We start from the raw sequence: 16,814 nt of genomic DNA, 5'->3' as shown, positions 1-16,814 counted from the left end.
GGGCGCGGCATGCAGTTGAGCGGCCCTCGTCTTGTCCGCTGGTGCGGCCATCCGCTCCGATACGCTCAGGCCGTCACCCGTGGTCGAGTCTAGGAGCGAGTTCGTTGTCTGATTTGTCCCAGATCGTTAAGGCGTACGACGTTCGCGGTCTGGTCCCCGGACAGTGGGACGAGCGGGCGGCCGCGGCGCTCGGCGCGGCCTTCGCGGAGGTGCTCGGGACGTCCGGGGAGCGCCGCGACACCGTGGTCATCGCGCACGACATGCGGGACTCCTCACCCGGTCTGGCCGCGGCCTTCGCCACCGGGGTACGCGCCGAAGGGCTGTCCGTGCTGGACATCGGCCTCGGCTCCACCGACCTGCTCTACTACGCCTCCGGCGCGCTGGACCTGCCGGGCGCGATGTTCACCGCCAGCCACAACCCGGCCGGTTACAACGGCATCAAGATGTGCCGGGCCGGCGCCCGGCCGATCGGCCAGGACAGCGGTCTGGCCGAGATCAGGGATCGGGCCCAGGCCCGGCTGGACAAGAACGAACCGGACCCGCCGGCCGGCACCGGCGAGCTCACCCGCCGGGACCTGCTCGCCGACTACGCGGCGCACCTGCGCGGCCTGGTCGACCTGTCCGGCATCCGACCGCTGAAAGTGGTGATCGACGCCGGCAACGGGATGGCCGGGCACACCGTGCCGGCGGTCCTCGGCGACCAGGCGCTGGCGGCGCTCCCGCTGGACATCGTGCCGCTCTACTTCGAGCTGGACGGCACCTTCCCCAACCACGAGGCCAACCCGCTGGACCCGGCGAACCTGCGGGATCTGCAGGCGGCCGTCCGCGCGCACGGCGCCGACGTGGGGTTGGCGTTCGACGGTGACGCGGACCGCTGCTTCGTGGTCGACGAGCGGGGCGAGCCGGTCTCCCCGTCGGCGATCACCGCGCTGGTGGCGGTCCGCGAGCTGACCCGGCACCCGGGCTCCGTGGTGATCCACAACCTGATCACCTCGCGGGCGGTCCCGGAGATCGTCCGCGAGCACGGCGGGGAACCGGTCTGCAGCCGGGTCGGGCACTCGTTCATCAAGGCCGACATGGCGCGTACCAACGCGGTCTTCGGCGGTGAACACTCCGCGCACTACTACTTCCGGGACTTCTGGTTCGCCGACACCGGCATGCTCGCCGCCATGCACCTGCTCGCCGCGCTCGGCGGCCAGGACCGGCCGCTGTCGGAGCTGGGCCGCGAATACGAGCGGTACGTCGCCTCCGGCGAGATCAACTCCACCGTCGGGGACCAGGCCGGCAAGCTGACCGAGGTCCGCGCCAGCTACCCGGAGGCGGAGACCGACGAGACCGACGGCCTCACGCTGCGGTTCGCCGACGGCTCCTGGTGCAACCTGCGGCCGTCCAACACCGAACCGTTGCTGCGACTCAACGTGGAGGCGCCGACCGCGGAGCGGATGGCCGCCCTCCGCGACGAGGTGCTCGACCTGGTCCGCCGATAAGATCCCTGCGCGCCGGTGAGAGCCGGCCGCATCACGTGGAAGGAGCCGCACGATGGCCCTGGATCCGCAGTTGTTGGAGATTCTCGCCTGCCCGGACACGCACCACGCTCCGCTCGACCACGACCCGGTGGCGCAGACCCTGACCTGCACGGAATGCGGCCGGATCTTCGAGATCCGCGACGACGTCCCGGTGCTGCTGCTGGACGAGGCGCGCGGCGGCCCCGCGCAGGAGGTCAAGTGAACGAGCACGTCGGGTTGTCGGCCGCCGGACCGGTGGCCGACCGGGGAGGACGGCGATGATGGAAGGAACCGCGGGGGTGAGCGGGCGGCGGGTCGCGGACGAGGAGCTGCTCGACGACGCGAACGCGCTCGTCGAACTCGACCCGGGTGGAATGCTGCGGCACACCGCCTCGGCGGGCGCCCAGGTCCGCGAGTCGGCGTCGCTGGCGGCCGAGGCCAATCTGGCCGCGCTCGCCGACGAGGGGCGCCCCCGGGCCGTGGTGATCGCCGGGATCGGCACCGCCGGGCGGACCGGGGAGGTGCTGACCACGGTCGCCGGCCCGCGCTGTCCGGTGCCGGTCATCCCGCACCGCAGCGCCGGCGTACCCGGCTGGGTCGGCGCCGCCGACGTGGTCATCGCGGTCAGCGCGTCCGGCCGTAGCCCGGAGGCACTCGGTGCCGCCGAGGCCGCCGCCCGGCGCGGCGCCCGGCTGGTCGCCATCGGCCCGCCCGACTCGCGGCTGCAGTCGATCGCGGAGTCCGCCCGGGCGCCGTACATTCCGGTGCCCCGGCGTGCCCCGGCCCGGGCCAGCCTCTGGGCGCTCACGGTGCCGGTGCTGCTCGCCGCCCGGGCGCTCGGCATGGTCAAGGTCAACGAGGCGGACCTGGCGGAGACGGCGGCCCGCCTGGACTCGGACGCGGACCGCTGCCGGACCAGCGCCGAGTCGTTCGTCAATCCGGCCAAGTCGCTCGCGCTCGGCCTGGCCGGCTCGATCCCGATCGTCTGGGGGTCGTCGCCACTGGCCACGGTGGCCGCCCGCCGGTTCGCCGACACGCTGTCGGCGAACGCCCGCTACCCGGTGGTGGCCGGCGCGCTCGGCGAGGCCGGGCGGGGCCGGGTCGGTCTGCTGGACGGGGTCTTCGGCGGCCTGGTCGAGTCGGCCCGGGACATCTTCGCCGACCCGGACGATGACGACGAGGAGGCGGCCCAGACCCGGCTGCGGGTGGTGCTGCTGCGCGACGGCGGGCTCAACGCCGAGGACGACACCGACGAGCCGCTGGCGGTCGAGGAGCGCCGCGCCGACGCGGTGCAGACCCTGGCCGAGCGGCGCGGGGTGCGCTGCGACGTGGTCACCGCGGAGGGCGGATCGGCGCTGGAGCGGCTGGCGTCGCTGGTCGCGGTGCCGGACTTCGCCTCGATCTACCTGGCCCTGGCGCACGGCCTCGACCCGATGGCGGTGCCGGCGATCACCGAGATGAAGGAACTGTCGAACCAGTGAGTGCCAGCGGGGGAACACGGGCCATCATCGCGGCGCTGCTGGCCAACGTCGGCATCGCGATCACGAAGTTCATCGCGTACCTGCTCACCTCCTCGTCGTCGATGCTGGCCGAGTCGATCCACTCGGTGGCCGACTCGGGCAACCAGGCGCTGCTGCTGCTCGGCGGCCGGCGGGCCCGCCGCGACGCCACCCCCCAACACCCCTTCGGGTACGGGCGGGAGCGGTACATCTACGCCTTCATCGTCTCGATCGTGCTGTTCAGCCTGGGCGGGCTGTTCGCGCTCTACGAGGCGTGGCACAAGCTCGCGGATCCACACGGCATCGAGAGCTGGCAGTGGGTGCCGGTGACGGTCCTGGTGGTCGCGATCGTGATGGAGTCGTTCTCGTTCCGGACCGCGATCCAGGAGTCCAACCACGTCCGGGGCAACGCGTCCTGGGTCGAGTTCGTCCGCCGGGCCAAGGCACCGGAGCTACCGGTGGTGCTGCTGGAGGACCTGGGCGCGCTGGTCGGTCTGGTCTTCGCCCTGTTCGGCGTCGGGATGACGCTGATCACCGGCAACGGCTACTGGGACGCGGCCGGCACCGCGATGATCGGCCTGCTGCTGGTGGCGATCGCCATCGTGCTGGCGATCGAGACCAAGAGCCTGCTGCTGGGGGAGGCGGGCAGCGTCGCCGACCTCGCCCGGATCGAACAGGCGATCACCGGCGGCCCGGAGGTGGAGCGGATCATCCACATGAAGACCCTGCACCTCGGCCCGGACGAGCTGCTGGTGGCGGCGAAGATCGCGGTACGGCCGACGGAGGCCGCCGACGAGCTCTCGGACGGCATCGACGCGGTGGAGGCCCGAATCCGGGATGCCGTGCCGATCGCCCGGGTGATCTATCTGGAGCCGGACATCTACCGCCCGCCGGCGGAGCGGTGAGGTGCGGCCGCTGCGGGGGGTGATCCGCGACTACGCCTGGGGGTCGCGGACCGTCATCGCCGATCTGCAGGGGCGGCCGGTGCCCAGCCCCGGGCCGGAGGCGGAGCTGTGGCTCGGCGCCCACCCGGACGCACCGTCGGAGCTGTCGCCTGCTGCCGGTGCCGGTGCCGGTGCCGGTGCTGGTGCTGGTGCTGGTGCTGGTGGCAGCCTGCTGGACGCCCTGCTGGCCGAGCCGGACCGGTGGCTGTCCGGGCCGGTGGCGGCCCGGTTCGGCCACCGGCTGCCGTACCTGTTGAAGGTGCTCGCCGCGCAGGCGCCGCTGTCGCTGCAGGCGCACCCGGACCCGGAGCAGGCCCGGCTCGGCCACGCGGCCGAGCGGGCCGGCCCAACCGGCGCGCACCGCAACTACGCCGACCCGCACCACAAGCCGGAGATGCTTGTCGCGCTCTCGCCGTTCGACGCGCTCTGCGGGTTCCGCGACCCGCGGGTGTCGGCCGCGGCGATCGACGCCTTCGGCGTCGCCGCGCTGGCCCCGGTGACCGCCGCCCTGCGGGCCGGCGACGAAGGGCTGCGGTCGGCCGTCCGGTTGTTGCTGACCTGGCCGGAGCCGGACCGGGCCGGTCTGGTCGAGGCGGTGGCCGCGGCGGAGGTGCCGGCCGGGTTCGCCGCGGACGCCGGGCTGGCCCGGCAGCTGGCCGGGCACTATCCCGGCGACCCCGGGGTGCTGGTCGCGCTGCTGCTCAACCACGTCCGGCTGGCCCCGGGCGAGGCGATCTGGATGCCGGCCGGGAACCTGCACGCCTACCTGTGCGGTGCCGGGGTGGAGCTGATGGCGGCCAGCGACAACGTGCTGCGCGGTGGCCTGACGCCCAAGCACGTCGACGTGCCGGAGTTGTTGCGGGTGTTGCGGTTCGACGTGCTCGCGGATCCGCGGCTGCCGGCCGTGCCGGTCGCGCCCGGCGTGATCACCTGGCCGGTACCGATCGCGGACTTCGCGCTGCACCGGGTCCGGCTCGATCCGGCGGTGCCGCGGGCCGGGCTGGACCTGACCGGGCCGCGACTGGTGCTCTGCGTCACGGGTGGGGTCCGGGTGGCGGACGGGTCCGCCGGGGTGGATCTGACGCCCGGTACGGCGGCGATCGGTCCGGCGGACGGTGGGTCGATCGAGCTGTCCGGTACGGGAGAGGTCTTCGTCGCCTCGGTCGGCATGCTCAACTAGTCGCGAAATATCGTGATCTGCTTGACGAACCCGTAGCCCTAGGTAATGTGTGAACTGCGCAGGGTAATTGCGAATCGAGATTCGCTGGGCCTGCGGAGAGCCAAACCGGGGGGATGCGCGGGGCGGTCGGGTAGCGAGTGGAAAGTCCGCTCAAGACCCGCCGCCCCGCGCGCTGCCTGCCCCCGCCGGCCCGAGACGTGTCCCGCCGCCCCGCCGGCCGTCGCCCGTGCACGGCGTCGGGCGGGGACGCGCGTAAGGTGAAGGGTCGCGCAGCAGACCCGTTTGACAGGAGCTTTTATGACCAGCACCCTCCCCGCGCCATCCGACGGCGCGTCGACCGCGGCCCGACCCGGCACGCTCGTCGAGGGCGACTACAAGGTGGCGGATCTGTCGCTCGCCGCGTTCGGTCGGAAGGAGATCCAGCTCGCCGAGCACGAGATGCCCGGCCTGATGTCGCTCCGGCGCGAGTTCGCCGCCGCCCAGCCGTTGCGTGGCGCCCGGATCACCGGCTCGCTGCACATGACCATCCAGACCGCCGTGCTGATCGAGACGCTTGTCGCGCTCGGCGCCGAGGTGCGCTGGGCGTCCTGCAACATCTTCTCGACCCAGGACCACGCGGCGGCCGCCGTCGTGGTCGGCCCGGAGGGCAGCGTCGACGCGCCGGCCGGCGTCCCGGTGTACGCCTGGAAGGGCGAGACCCTCGAAGAATACTGGTGGTGCACCGAGCGGGTGCTGCTCTGGCCGGACGGCCAGGGCCCCAACATGATCCTCGACGACGGCGGCGACGCCACCCTGCTGGTGCACCGTGGCGCCCAGTTCGAGAAGGCCGGCGCGGTGCCGCCGGTGGAGAGCGCCGACTCCGAGGAGTACGCCGTGATCCTCGGCGTGCTGCACCGCTCGCTCGCCGAGGACAACCAGCGCTGGACCCGGGTCGCCGCCGGGATCAAGGGCGTCACCGAGGAGACCACCACCGGTGTGCACCGGCTCTACGAGATGCAGCAGGCGGGCAACCTGCTCTTCCCGGCGATCAACGTCAACGACTCGGTGACCAAGAGCAAGTTCGACAACAAGTACGGCTGCCGGCACTCGCTCATCGACGGCATCAACCGCGCCACCGACGTGCTGATCGGTGGCAAGGTGGCCGTGGTGCTCGGCTACGGCGACGTCGGCAAGGGTTGCGCCGAGTCGCTGCGCGGCCAGGGCGCCCGGGTCGTGGTCACCGAGGTCGACCCGATCTGCGCGCTGCAGGCGGCGATGGACGGCTACCAGGTGGCCACCCTGGACGACGTGGTGGAGACGGCCGACATCTTCATCACCGCCACCGGCTGCTACGACGTGATCACCAACGAGCACATGGCCCGGATGAAGCACCAGGCCATCGTGGGCAACATCGGCCACTTCGACAACGAGATCGACATGGCCGGGCTGGCGAAGCGGTCGGATGTCACCCGGCTCAACATCAAGCCGCAGGTCGACGTCTGGCAGTTCGAGGACGGCCACTCGATCATCGTGCTCTCCGAGGGCCGGCTGCTGAACCTGGGCAACGCCACCGGACACCCGAGCTTCGTGATGTCCAACTCGTTCGCCAACCAGACGATCGCCCAGATCGAGCTCTTCACCAAGAACGACGAGTACCCGATCGGCGTCTACACGCTGCCCAAGCACCTGGACGAGAAGGTCGCCCGGCTGCACCTGGACGCGCTCGGCGCCAAGCTGACCACGCTCAGCAAGGAGCAGGCCAGCTACCTCGGCGTCCCGGTCGAGGGCCCGTACAAGCCGGATCACTACCGGTACTGATCGGCAACCGCCGGCTGCTGCCGGCCTGATCGGCAACCGCCGGCGCGCTGCCGGCCGGAAGGTCAGTCGGATCGCCTCCGGCCCCTCGGGGTCGGAGGCGATCTGCGGCTTTGGGGCCGGATCGCGGGCGTTCGAGGTCCGCCGAAGCCGGGCTCGCCGGGCCGGACCGGAGGGAGCGGGTCCCCCCGCCCGGGACGGGGATGGAATATTGGTGCCATGAGAGCCCGGGTTCTGGTGGTCGATGACGACCCCGCGCTGGCCGAGATGCTCGGAATCGTGCTGCGCAGCGAGGGCTTCCTGCCCTCCTTCGTGGCGGACGGGGAGCGGGCGCTGGCGGCGTTCCGGGACAGTCGTCCCGACATCGTCCTGCTCGACCTGATGCTGCCCGGCATGAGCGGCATCGACGTGGCCAGGGCGATCCGCGCCGAGTCCGGCATCCCCATCGTCATGCTGACCGCCAAGAGCGACACCGTGGACGTCGTGCTCGGGCTGGAGTCCGGCGCCGACGACTACGTGGTGAAGCCGTTCAAGCCGAAGGAGCTGGTGGCCCGGATGCGGGCCCGGCTGCGTCGGGGCGAGGACGTCGCCCCGGAGATGTTGACCATCGGTCCGCCCGGCAACCAGATCAACATCGACGTGCCGGCGCACACCGTCAGCCGGGACGGCGAAGAGGTGAAGCTGACCCCGCTGGAGTTCGACCTGCTGGTGGCACTCGCCCGCAAGCCCCGCCAGGTGTTCACCCGCGAGGTGCTGCTGGAACAGGTCTGGGGATACCGGCACGCCGCCGACACCCGGCTGGTGAACGTGCACGTCCAGCGGCTGCGGGCCAAGATCGAACCCGATCCGGAGCGACCGGAAATCATCCTCACCGTGCGGGGCGTGGGTTACAAGGCGGGTACCGGATAGCCTGGGCTGCACTGTGGCCCGTTCTCCGCTCCCCACCCCGCTGCGCACCGACCGCGTGCTCGACACCGCGCGCGGTCTGTGGACCGCCGCCCGCGACCTGTGGGGGGCCGCGCTGCAGCGCGCCGCGGTGACCGCCGCCGCCCTGCACCGCACCTGGCGCCGGTCGCTGCAGGTCCGGGTGGTCACCATCACCCTCGTCCTCTCCAGCGTCCTGGTGGGCGGTTTCGCCTACCTGGTGGCGACCCGGATCACGAACATCCTGCTGGACAACGCCACCTCCGACGTCAAGGAGCGGCTGGTGGACGGCCGGGACTACGCGTACGAGCAGATCGGCGTCCACAACCAGGCGGTCGAGCCGCAGCTGAAGAACACCTTCGAGTCCACCGCCGGCTACCTGGCCGGCGGCGACCCGGCCCAGATGGGCGGTGTCGTGGTGGCGCTGGAGACGTACGGTTATCCGGTCTCCGCGACGTCGCCGGCGGTGGACGTGCGCGGGGTGCTCGACGCCGCGCTGCGCCAGCGGGTCGTCGACGGCGACGTGGCGCACCAGATCCGCACCGGTGACCTCGGTGACGGCCCGACCAAGTACCTGGTCTACGGGTCGCCGGTGCCGACCAAGTGGGGGCAGGCCGAGCTCTACTACTTCGTCCCCCTCACCCGGTGGGACGAGATCGCCAGCGAGGCGCGGGCCACCGTGCTGGCCACCGGGTTCGCCCTGGTCCTGCTGCTCGGGCTGCTGGCCGCCCTGGTCACCCGGCTGGTGGTGAATCCGGTCCGGGTGGCCGCCCGGACCGCCCAGCGGCTCTCCGCCGGCCTGCTCGACCAGCGGATGGTGGTCAACGGGGAGGACGACCTCGCCCTGCTGGCGGCCTCGTTCAACCAGATGGCGACGAACCTGCAACGACAGATCGTCCGGCTGGAGGAGATGTCCCGCCTGCAGCGCCGGTTCACCTCGGACGTCTCGCACGAGTTGCGTACCCCGTTGACCACGGTACGGATGGCCGCCGATCTGATCTTCGCCGAACGGGACGACTTCGATCCCGCCGTCGCCCGCAGCGCCGAGCTGCTCCAGAACGAGCTGGACCGGTTCGAGAGCCTGCTCACCGACCTGTTGGAGATCAGCCGGTTCGACGCGGGCTTCGCGATGCTGGACTCCGAACCGACCGACCTGGTCCCGGTGGTGCATCGGGTGGTGGAACGGCTCGAACCGCTGGCCGACCGGCTCGGGGTGCCGCTGCGGCTCACCGCCCCGGACCCGCCGGTGATCGCCGAGGTGGACCCGCGGCGGGTCGAGCGGATCCTGCGCAACCTGGTCGGCAACGCCGTCGAGCACGGCGAGGGCCGCCCGGTGGAGGTGACCGTCGGCGTCGACGACGGCGCCGTGGCGATCACCGTCCGGGACCGGGGCGTCGGCCTGCGTCCGGGCGAGGAGAAGCTGGTCTTCAACCGGTTCTGGCGGGCCGACCCGTCCCGCGCCCGGCAGACCGGCGGCACCGGGCTGGGCCTGTCGATAAGCGTGGAGGACGCCCGGTTGCACGGCGGCTGGCTGGAGGCGTGGGGCGCCCCGGGTCGGGGTGCCCAGTTCCGGCTGACCCTGCCGGTCCGGGCCGGCGACCGGCTGACCTCCTCGCCGCTGCGTCTGGTCCCCGCCGACGAGGCGGTCCTGCTGGGCCAGGTCGTCGCCGCCGACCGGGACGGGGCCGATGGCCGGGCCACCAGGAGCGGGGCGACAAGCGACGGGGACGCTGCCGGCGGGCCGGCCGGTCCGGGGTCCGCCCCGGCCACCACGGGCGCCGGTGGGCCGGAGCCGGCGCCCGCCCAGCGGGACACCCGAGCCGAGGTGGAGGTCATCTGATGAGCGCTCCGAGGACGCGCATCGGGGGCCGGCTCGTCGCCGCGCTGGCCGCGGCGAGCCTGGCCGTCGGGCTCGCCGGCTGCGGCATCCCCGACCAGACCGACGTGCAGATCGACGGGCGGGGCCCGGAGCCGGGCACCGGCGCCGGCGACGGCACCGGCTCGGCGCCACCCGGCCGGCTCGACGCCGGGGACGAGGTGGGGCAGTTCGCGGTCAACTTCCTGGCCGCCGCCGCGGGCGAGGCCAGTGGGGCGTACGAGCGGGTCAACGCCTATCTGCCCGAGGGGCGGCGACACAAGCCGAAGCCGGTCAACGAGGTGGCCATCAACGTCGTCCGGCTGATCGACGGGGCGCCCCGGTTCACCGACAGCGCCGACGGCCCCAGCACGGTCACCATCCGGGTGGCCCAGGTCGGGGTGCTGCGGGCCGACGGCGCCATCACCGAACCGAAGCTTTCCGACACCGAGTACACCTTCACCGTCGGCCGGATCGAGGCCGACCCGGACCGGCCCGGGTCCGGCAGCGGTCTCTACGTACTCGACCCGCCGCCGGTGCTGCTGATGAGCACCGACGCGCTGGGCAGCTACTACCTGGGACGGACCATCTACTTCTGGAACGCCGACCGGACCGCGCTCGTGCCCGACCTGCGCTACATGCCGGTCGCCGTACCGTCGGCCCGCCAGCCCACCGAGGTGCTCAACTGGCTCACCGGCGGCCCTTCGGAGTGGCTGGCGGGCACCGCCGTCCAGCTGCCGGAGGGCAGCAACCTGATCGGCAACGTGACGGTGGCCGAATCCGGTGGTCGGGCCGAGGTCAACCTCTCGGTCAACGCCGGGGAGCTCGACGACGAGGCCGAACTGGACCAGCTCTACAACCAACTCGCCTGGTCGTTGCGGGAGAACCTGCGGGGTGACCTCGAACTCAAGATTCAGGGCCAGCAGCGCAAGGTCGCCGACATCGCGGACCACCTCGACGCCAATCCGCTGTACCGGGTGACCCGCACCCCGGAACCCTTCTGCGTCTACGCCGGAGAACTGCATCCCCTGGCGCGGCCCGGGGTGGCCAGCACGGTCCCGGTGGCGGACGAGGCGAACCGGAACATCCGGTCGGCCGCGCTGGCCCGCGACGGCGACCAGGTGTGGGCGGCCCTGGTCACGCCGGCCGGCGACCGGTGGCGGTTGCGCGCCGGGGCCGGCACCGGCAACGTGTCGAGCTTTGTGGACAGCACCACCACCTTCGCCACCATGGGCCGCCCGGTCTGGTTGAAGGGCTCCGACCCGACGGATCCGACCGGCCTGGTGGTGGCCGACGGGCGGCTCTACCGGTTCGGCCTGGACGCGGTGTTCACCGAGGTCCGGCTCCCCAACGCGGCCGGTGCGGTGACCGCGGTCGGGGCGGCGTTGGACGGTCACCGGATCGCGTTCGTCGCCGGCAACAAGTTGTACGTCGCGTCGCTGTCCACCGAGGGCGACACGGTCACCGCCGGCCGGGCCCGCCGGTTGGCCAGCACCCCCCGGGAGATCACCGGGGTGGACTGGAACGGCGAGAACAGCCTGGAACTGGCCGGCGTGAACGATGACCAGACGTCCATCTACCAGACCACCACCGACGGGGCGAGCGAGCGGGCGATCATCCCCCGGGTGCAGGTCGCCGGCGTCACGCACGTCGCCGCGTACCCGAACAATCCGGTGGTGCTCAGCCCTGGGGGCAGCCCGATGTACGAGGGCAGCGGCATCGCCTACTCCGCCGGCGACCGGATCACCGCCGAAGAGGTGACCGGCGAGACGGAGAACCCGGACGGGGACGAGGGGAACCCGACCGCGCCGTTCTTCCTCTACTGACCGCGATGACCGCGACCGGGAGGCCGGACCCCGCGGGGTGGTGGGCGGTGCTGGCCGATCTCGTCCTGCCGGTCGGGTGCGCCGGCTGCCGGGCCGAGCGGGTACCGCTGACCCAGGGCGTCTGCGCCGACTGCGTGGCGATGCTACGGGCCCTGCGACCGGCGCCGGCCGCACCGACCCCGGCGCCACCGGGGATGCCGGACTGCTTCGCACTGGGGGCGTACCAGGCGCCGTTGCGGGAGACGCTGTTGGCGTACAAGGAAAGGGGTCGGCACGGGTTGGCCTGGCCGCTGGGGTCGCTGCTCGCCGAGGTGGTGGCGGCGGCGGTCGGCGGGCCGCGCCCGGTGGTGCTGGTGCCCGTCCCGGCCACCGCGCGGGCCGCGCGGGCCCGGCACGGGGATCACCTGCGACGGCTGACCCGGCAGGCCGCCGGCCGGCTGCGCCGGGCCGGCTGGCCGGTGCTGGTGGCCCACCCGCTGCGGGCCCTGCCGCGGCCCGACTCCGCCGACCTGGACAGCGCCGGCCGGGCGCAGGCGGCGGCCACCGCGTTCCGGGTACGCGGCGGATCCTTCCGGGTACCCGGCGGACTGGACCGGCTGCGCCAGGCCGCCGTCGAGCATCCGGTCGTGCTGCTCGACGACATCGTCACCACCGGTGCGACGCTGGCCGCGGTGACCCGGTTGCTGGCCGCCAACGGCATTCCGGTGGCGGTCGCCGCCGTGCTCGCCGCAACGATCCGACGCCGCCTCGGGTGACTCAACGTATCGACCTTTCACCCGATCGTGCCCGCATTGTGAATCTTCTTGAAGCGTTCTTGGCAACGGGGGGTGACTGGCGGGACGGCAGGGGTTAGCGTCATCTTTACCGGGGGTACGAGAGGTGTTTCATCGCCCTCGCAGTGCCGGAAGGAGGCGAGCCGCTACCGAACCGGTCCACGCCGCAGCGGGCCTTCCCCCGCGAGGAGCCCGACCACCGCGGCCGACCGGAGTTTCCGTCACCGCCGTCGTCCGCCGTCGCAGCCATTCACAACGCCGGATGCGCTGTCGAGCACGGGACACCGGGCGACCACTGACATCAGGAGGTCACGCGTGGACATCGTGGTCAAGGGCCGCAACGTCGAAGTGCCGGACCATTACCGGGTTCATGTAGCCGACAAGCTCGCGAAGATCGAGCGGTACGACCATAAGCTCATCCGGGTCGACGTCGAGTTGTTCCACGAGCGCAACCCGAGACAGTCCGACCACTGCCAGCGGGTCGAGATCACCTGTGTATCGCGCGGCCCGGTGGTCCGCGCGGAAGCCTGTGCCAAGGACTTCTACAGCGCCCTGGACGCCGCGATCGCCAAGCTCGACACCCGCCTGCGCCGCGCCGCCGACCGGCGCCGGGTGCACCGGGGCCGGCACGCGCCGGTTTCGGTGGCCGCCGCGACGGCCGGCCTTCCGGTCGCCGACCTCGCCTCCGCGCCCCTGGCCACCCTGACCCGACCGGCGCCCTCCACGGTGGAGGAGCTGGACCCGGCCGCGTTCGACAATCCCCAGGACGGCCGGTCCCCGGGCCACACGCACGGCGAGGTCGACGAGTACGACGACGGCCAACCGTGGCACATCGCCCGGGAGAAGGTGCACCCGTCCACCCCGATGACCATCGACGACGCGCTGTTCCAGATGGAGCTCGTCGGCCACGACTTTTACCTGTTCCTGAACAAGGAGTCGGGCCGGCCGAGCGTCGTCTACCGGCGCAAGGGCTACGACTACGGGATCATCGCGCTCGGCGAGTGACCGGTGCGGTTCGCGCTGGGCCGGCCCGCCGGCCGCGCCCAGCGCGCCGTTGCGCTGATTGCCTCCGGTTCAGGCCGCCTGAGCCGGGACCGGATCGACTTGGCGAAGTAACCGGCTAGACATCTCCGCCAGGCGGCGGGACTGGGTGAGGCCGATCGGCCAGCGACTGACCTCGGAGCCGACGGAGAGTTCAAGCAGAAGACCGGAAGGCGGCTTCGGTCCGACATCCATCCGCCACAGCCCAAGCTGTACCTGGATCACCTCGTCGCCTCGGTCCGTCAATCTCACGAGCGGGGACAGGTGCAGGTCGCTCGGAGGGATGCAGTCGCCGCCGCGCAGGCACCAGGGCGGGTGGACGGGATTCGGTAGTTTCCTTATGGGCCGGGGCTCCTTCCCGGTCAAGGCTCGGGAGTGGAGTGCCACCTCCACCCCGGGCCGCTCCAGCTTGCGATCACGACCTGCCACGGTCGTCCAGCCCTGAATCTAAGATTACCTGTCATGTCAGGTCAAGCCCTATTCCCTCTTGACATTGACGGCATCGGGATGCTCGTGATCACATGGGCGTACCTGCCACGGAAGTCATGCCCATGCCTGCGTACACCAAGAAACAGAAACTCATCGACGCGCTGACGCAGCGGATCCAGTCCGGGACCTATCCACCGGGTACGAAACTGCCCTCCGGAACGGAACTGTGCGCCGAGTTCGACGTGTCGCGTCAGGTCGTCCGCGCTGCCATCGACTGGTTGAAGGCCCGGGGACTGGTGGACGGAGCGCCCGGTGCCGGCGTTTTCGTCCGCGACCCGTCGGATCGCTGACCGATCAGCTCAGCATTGCGCGACCGGCCAGCGTTCTCCGAACTGCCAACGCTGCCCGACCGGTCAGTGTCAGCCAGGGAGGTCGGTGGGGAGTAGGGCGTACAGGATGTCGTCGACGCGGGTGCCGGCGATTCCGGGCAGCCGGCCGCGTAGGTGGCCCTCCCGCTGGAAGCCGGCCTTCTCCAACACCCGCTGGGAGCCGGTGTTCTCCGGCAGGGTGCCGGCGATGAGGCGGGCGATGCCGGTGGCGTCGAACGCCCACCGGGCCAGCAGCCGGGCGGCCCGGGTCGGGTAGCCGCGCCCGCGCCAGGCTGGCAGCATCGCGTAGCCGATCATCGCCTGCCCGGTCGGCGGCTCCTGGTAGTACAGGCCGATCTCGCCCGCCGGCTCGCCGCTGGCGGCGTCGAGGATGACCAGATCGGCGCGGCTGCCGGCGAGCCAACTGCTCTCCGCCCCGGCGCACTTGGCGGCGATGGCGCTCCGCTCCGGGGCCAACGGCGGAACGCTCGTCGCCACCACCTCGGGGAGTCGCTGCAGGGCGAAGAGGAAGTCGGTGTCGGCCGCCGCCAGCGGGCGCAGCACCACCACCCCGTCGGTCAGCCGCCCGCCGGGCAGGTCGGGCAGGGTCCGGGGGGTCGGGCCGGCCGGGTCGCCCGCCAACCGGGCCCAGCCGAGCAGGTCGCGGCGGCCCCCGCCGCGCCCCGGTCCGGCGCCCCGCCGGACCCCCTCCCGCTGGAAGCCGGCGGCGAGCGCGACCCGCTGGCTCGGCCCGTTGTCCAGGTGGGTGAGCAGTTCCAGCCGGGTGAACCCCGTCGCGAACGCCCGGTCGACGAGGGCGGTCACGGCGGCCGTGGCAACACCCTGACGCCGGGCCCACGGCGCCACCCAGTAGCCCACCTCGCCCTGGCCGCGCAGCCGCTGCACGTTGCCGATCCCGATGCCGCCCAGCAGCCGGTCGCTGCCCGGGTCGGCGATGGCGTACGCCGCGCCACCGGCGGCCCACTCGGCACCCGATCCGTCGGCGATCCACCACCGGGCGTCGATCTCGGTGTACGGGTCGGGCAGAGCCGGCAGGAACCGCCGGGTGAGCGGATCGCCGCAGCCGGCCATCAGGTCCGCGATGTCGGTCTCCTGGTAACGCCGCAGCCGCACCCGGTCGGTCTCGATGGTCTCCGGCCGCACCCGTCGTTCTCCTGTCAGTCAGTTCTTCCGTCAGTCGGAGGCGATGCTCTCCCGGCAGCCGGCGGCGGTTGTCAGCCGGCGGCGGTTTCCCCGGCGCCCCGCGCCACCGGTGCCGATCCGGCCGCCCCGGGTACGCCGGCCGCCCCGGGTACGCCGGCCGCCCCGGGGACGCCGGCCGCCCCGGGGACGCCGGCCGCCCCGGGGACGCCGGCCGCCTCGGGCACGAACGCGCCGAGCCAGGCGTCGCGGCGGCTTCCCCGGTGACTCAGGCCGCCCCGGGCCACCCCCTCGATGACGAAGCCGGCCCGCTCGGCGGCCCGCCGGGACGCCAGGTTACCGACCTGCGCCTTCCACTCGATCCGGGCCAGCCCCAGCGTGGTGCAGCCCCAGGCGCAGACCGCGGCGAGTGCCGCCGCACAGTGGCCCCGCCCCCGGGCGTGCGGCGCGACGAGTACGCCGACGTCGGCGACGGCGGGGTCCGCCGGTGACAGGCGCAGCGCGATGGTGCCCGCGTACCGGTCGGAGTGGTCGGCGATGGTGAAGACCGCGCCGTCGCCGCCGGCCCACAGGGTCGGGGCGTACCCGGTCACGAAGCCCTCGGCGTCGCTGGCCAGGTAGGGGTCCGGCAGGTCGACCCAGCGGACCGTCTCCGGATCCCGGCAGGCGGTCACGATCTCCGGCACGTCCTTCGGCTCCGGTGCGCGCAGTCTGATCTCCCCGGCCGGCTCCGGCTGGCCCGGGGTGCCCGCCGGCCGGGCGGTGGCGAAGAGAACCGGTTGGTCGTGGCCGAAGACGGCGGCCCGCCGGGCCAGCATCGAGCCCCGCCCGGCGAACGGGGTCCGCCGCCCGGTCATCGCCCCGCCGCCCGGACGTTGCCGTGGCTCCGGGCCCGGGTGGTGACCGGGCTGGTCGCGGGGCTCCGCGTCCGGGGGCGCGGCCAGGTCGGCCGGGAGCAGCGAGCCGATCCAGCCGTCCGGCGGCTCTCCGGGCCGGGTGTCAGCCCGTCGGAGCCGGCCCTCGACCCGGAAGCCGGCCCGCAGGGCGACCAGCCGGGAGGCGTGGTTGCCCAGCGCCGCCTGCCAGATGATCCGCCGCAGGCCGAGCTGCTCGAACGCCCACCGGCACACGGCCCGGGTCGCCCGGACGGTCACCCCCCGCCCGCGGGCCCAGGGCGCCGTCCAGTAGCCGATCTCGCCGGATTTCAGCCGGGGGTCGATCGTGACCAGTCCGCAGGAGCCGAGCAGCTCACCGGTGGCGGCGTCGCAGACCGCGAACGGGGCGCTGTGCCCGTGGGTCCAAGCGTCGGCGGCGCGCACGGTCACGAAGTCGATGGCGTGTTCGCGCAGGTAGGGGGTGGGCACGGAGGTCCAGCGCTGGATGTCCGGATCCTGGCAGGCCCGGTGGACGGCCGCCGCGTCGGGCGCCGCCCAGGGCCGCAGCAGCAGACCACCCTCGTTGATCTCCACCCGCTCCATCTGGCCATCGTGCCGGAGGGTTCGCGCACGGCGTAAC

General features: G+C 72.8%; 14 protein-coding genes. 12 read left to right on the top strand and 2 right to left on the bottom strand.

Going from position 1 to position 16,814, the window contains the following annotated elements:
- Window positions 1-104: 104 nt before the first annotated feature.
- The 12 genes from O7627_RS27840 to O7627_RS27785 all read left to right on the top strand — a co-directional run bounded on the left by O7627_RS27840 (window position 105) and on the right by O7627_RS27785 (window position 14,120).
- Entirely contained in the window at window positions 105-1,487 is a 1,383-nt protein-coding gene (locus O7627_RS27840) for a phosphomannomutase/phosphoglucomutase (RefSeq protein ID WP_278096422.1), read from the top strand.
- Between the two features lie 52 nt (window positions 1,488-1,539).
- Window positions 1,540-1,728: a Trm112 family protein gene (locus O7627_RS27835; RefSeq protein ID WP_278096421.1), complete on the top strand. Its 189-nt coding sequence runs from the start codon at window positions 1,540-1,542 to the stop codon at window positions 1,726-1,728.
- 55 nt (window positions 1,729-1,783) lie between these two features.
- Window positions 1,784-2,986 (top strand): SIS domain-containing protein, encoded by a 1,203-nt coding sequence (locus tag O7627_RS27830; protein WP_278096420.1) that lies wholly within the window; start codon window positions 1,784-1,786, stop codon window positions 2,984-2,986.
- The gene (locus tag O7627_RS27825; protein WP_278096419.1) at window positions 2,983-3,909 is read left to right on the top strand and encodes a cation diffusion facilitator family transporter; all 927 of its coding nucleotides are present in this window, start codon (window positions 2,983-2,985) and stop codon (window positions 3,907-3,909) included. Before O7627_RS27830 ends, O7627_RS27825 begins: the two co-directional genes overlap by 4 nt.
- A 1-nt stretch (window position 3,910) precedes the next feature.
- Window positions 3,911-5,128 (top strand): mannose-6-phosphate isomerase, class I, encoded by a 1,218-nt coding sequence (gene manA / locus O7627_RS27820; protein ID WP_278096418.1) that lies wholly within the window; start codon window positions 3,911-3,913, stop codon window positions 5,126-5,128.
- A 297-nt stretch (window positions 5,129-5,425) separates the two neighbouring features.
- Window positions 5,426-6,925, top strand: coding sequence for an adenosylhomocysteinase (gene ahcY, locus O7627_RS27815; protein WP_278096417.1), 1,500 nt, complete (start codon window positions 5,426-5,428; stop codon window positions 6,923-6,925).
- A 216-nt stretch (window positions 6,926-7,141) separates the two neighbouring features.
- Entirely contained in the window at window positions 7,142-7,831 is a 690-nt protein-coding gene (gene mtrA, locus O7627_RS27810) for an MtrAB system response regulator MtrA (protein ID WP_278096416.1), read from the top strand.
- A gap of 112 nt (window positions 7,832-7,943) precedes the next feature.
- Entirely contained in the window at window positions 7,944-9,686 is a 1,743-nt protein-coding gene (gene mtrB, locus O7627_RS27805; protein WP_278098460.1) for an MtrAB system histidine kinase MtrB, read from the top strand.
- Window positions 9,686-11,527, top strand: a complete 1,842-nt coding sequence (locus tag O7627_RS27800) for an LpqB family beta-propeller domain-containing protein (protein WP_278096415.1) — start codon at window positions 9,686-9,688, stop codon at window positions 11,525-11,527. The genes mtrB and O7627_RS27800 overlap by 1 nt, the downstream gene beginning before the upstream one ends.
- A gap of 5 nt (window positions 11,528-11,532) precedes the next feature.
- The gene (locus O7627_RS27795) at window positions 11,533-12,282 is read left to right on the top strand and encodes a ComF family protein (RefSeq protein WP_278096414.1); all 750 of its coding nucleotides are present in this window, start codon (window positions 11,533-11,535) and stop codon (window positions 12,280-12,282) included.
- A 333-nt stretch (window positions 12,283-12,615) separates the two neighbouring features.
- The gene (gene raiA, locus O7627_RS27790) at window positions 12,616-13,305 is read left to right on the top strand and encodes a ribosome-associated translation inhibitor RaiA (RefSeq protein WP_278096413.1); all 690 of its coding nucleotides are present in this window, start codon (window positions 12,616-12,618) and stop codon (window positions 13,303-13,305) included.
- Window positions 13,306-13,892: 587 nt separating this feature from the next.
- Window positions 13,893-14,120: a winged helix-turn-helix domain-containing protein gene (locus O7627_RS27785; RefSeq protein WP_278096412.1), complete on the top strand. Its 228-nt coding sequence runs from the start codon at window positions 13,893-13,895 to the stop codon at window positions 14,118-14,120.
- Between the two features lie 69 nt (window positions 14,121-14,189).
- Here the strand turns inward: O7627_RS27785 and O7627_RS27780 are convergent, their stop codons facing one another.
- Window positions 14,190-15,302, bottom strand: a complete 1,113-nt coding sequence (locus O7627_RS27780; RefSeq protein ID WP_278096411.1) for a GNAT family N-acetyltransferase — start codon at window positions 15,300-15,302, stop codon at window positions 14,190-14,192.
- Between the two features lie 71 nt (window positions 15,303-15,373).
- Window positions 15,374-16,777, bottom strand: a complete 1,404-nt coding sequence (locus O7627_RS27775; protein ID WP_278096410.1) for a GNAT family N-acetyltransferase — start codon at window positions 16,775-16,777, stop codon at window positions 15,374-15,376.
- Window positions 16,778-16,814 lie beyond the last annotated feature (37 nt).

Origin of the sequence: Solwaraspora sp. WMMD1047, from assembly GCF_029626155.1 — a bacterium.
Taxonomy (GTDB): domain Bacteria; phylum Actinomycetota; class Actinomycetes; order Mycobacteriales; family Micromonosporaceae; genus WMMD1047.
The sequence above is the reverse complement of the archived record's forward strand: the minus strand, read 5'-3'. Positions and strand labels throughout refer to the sequence as shown.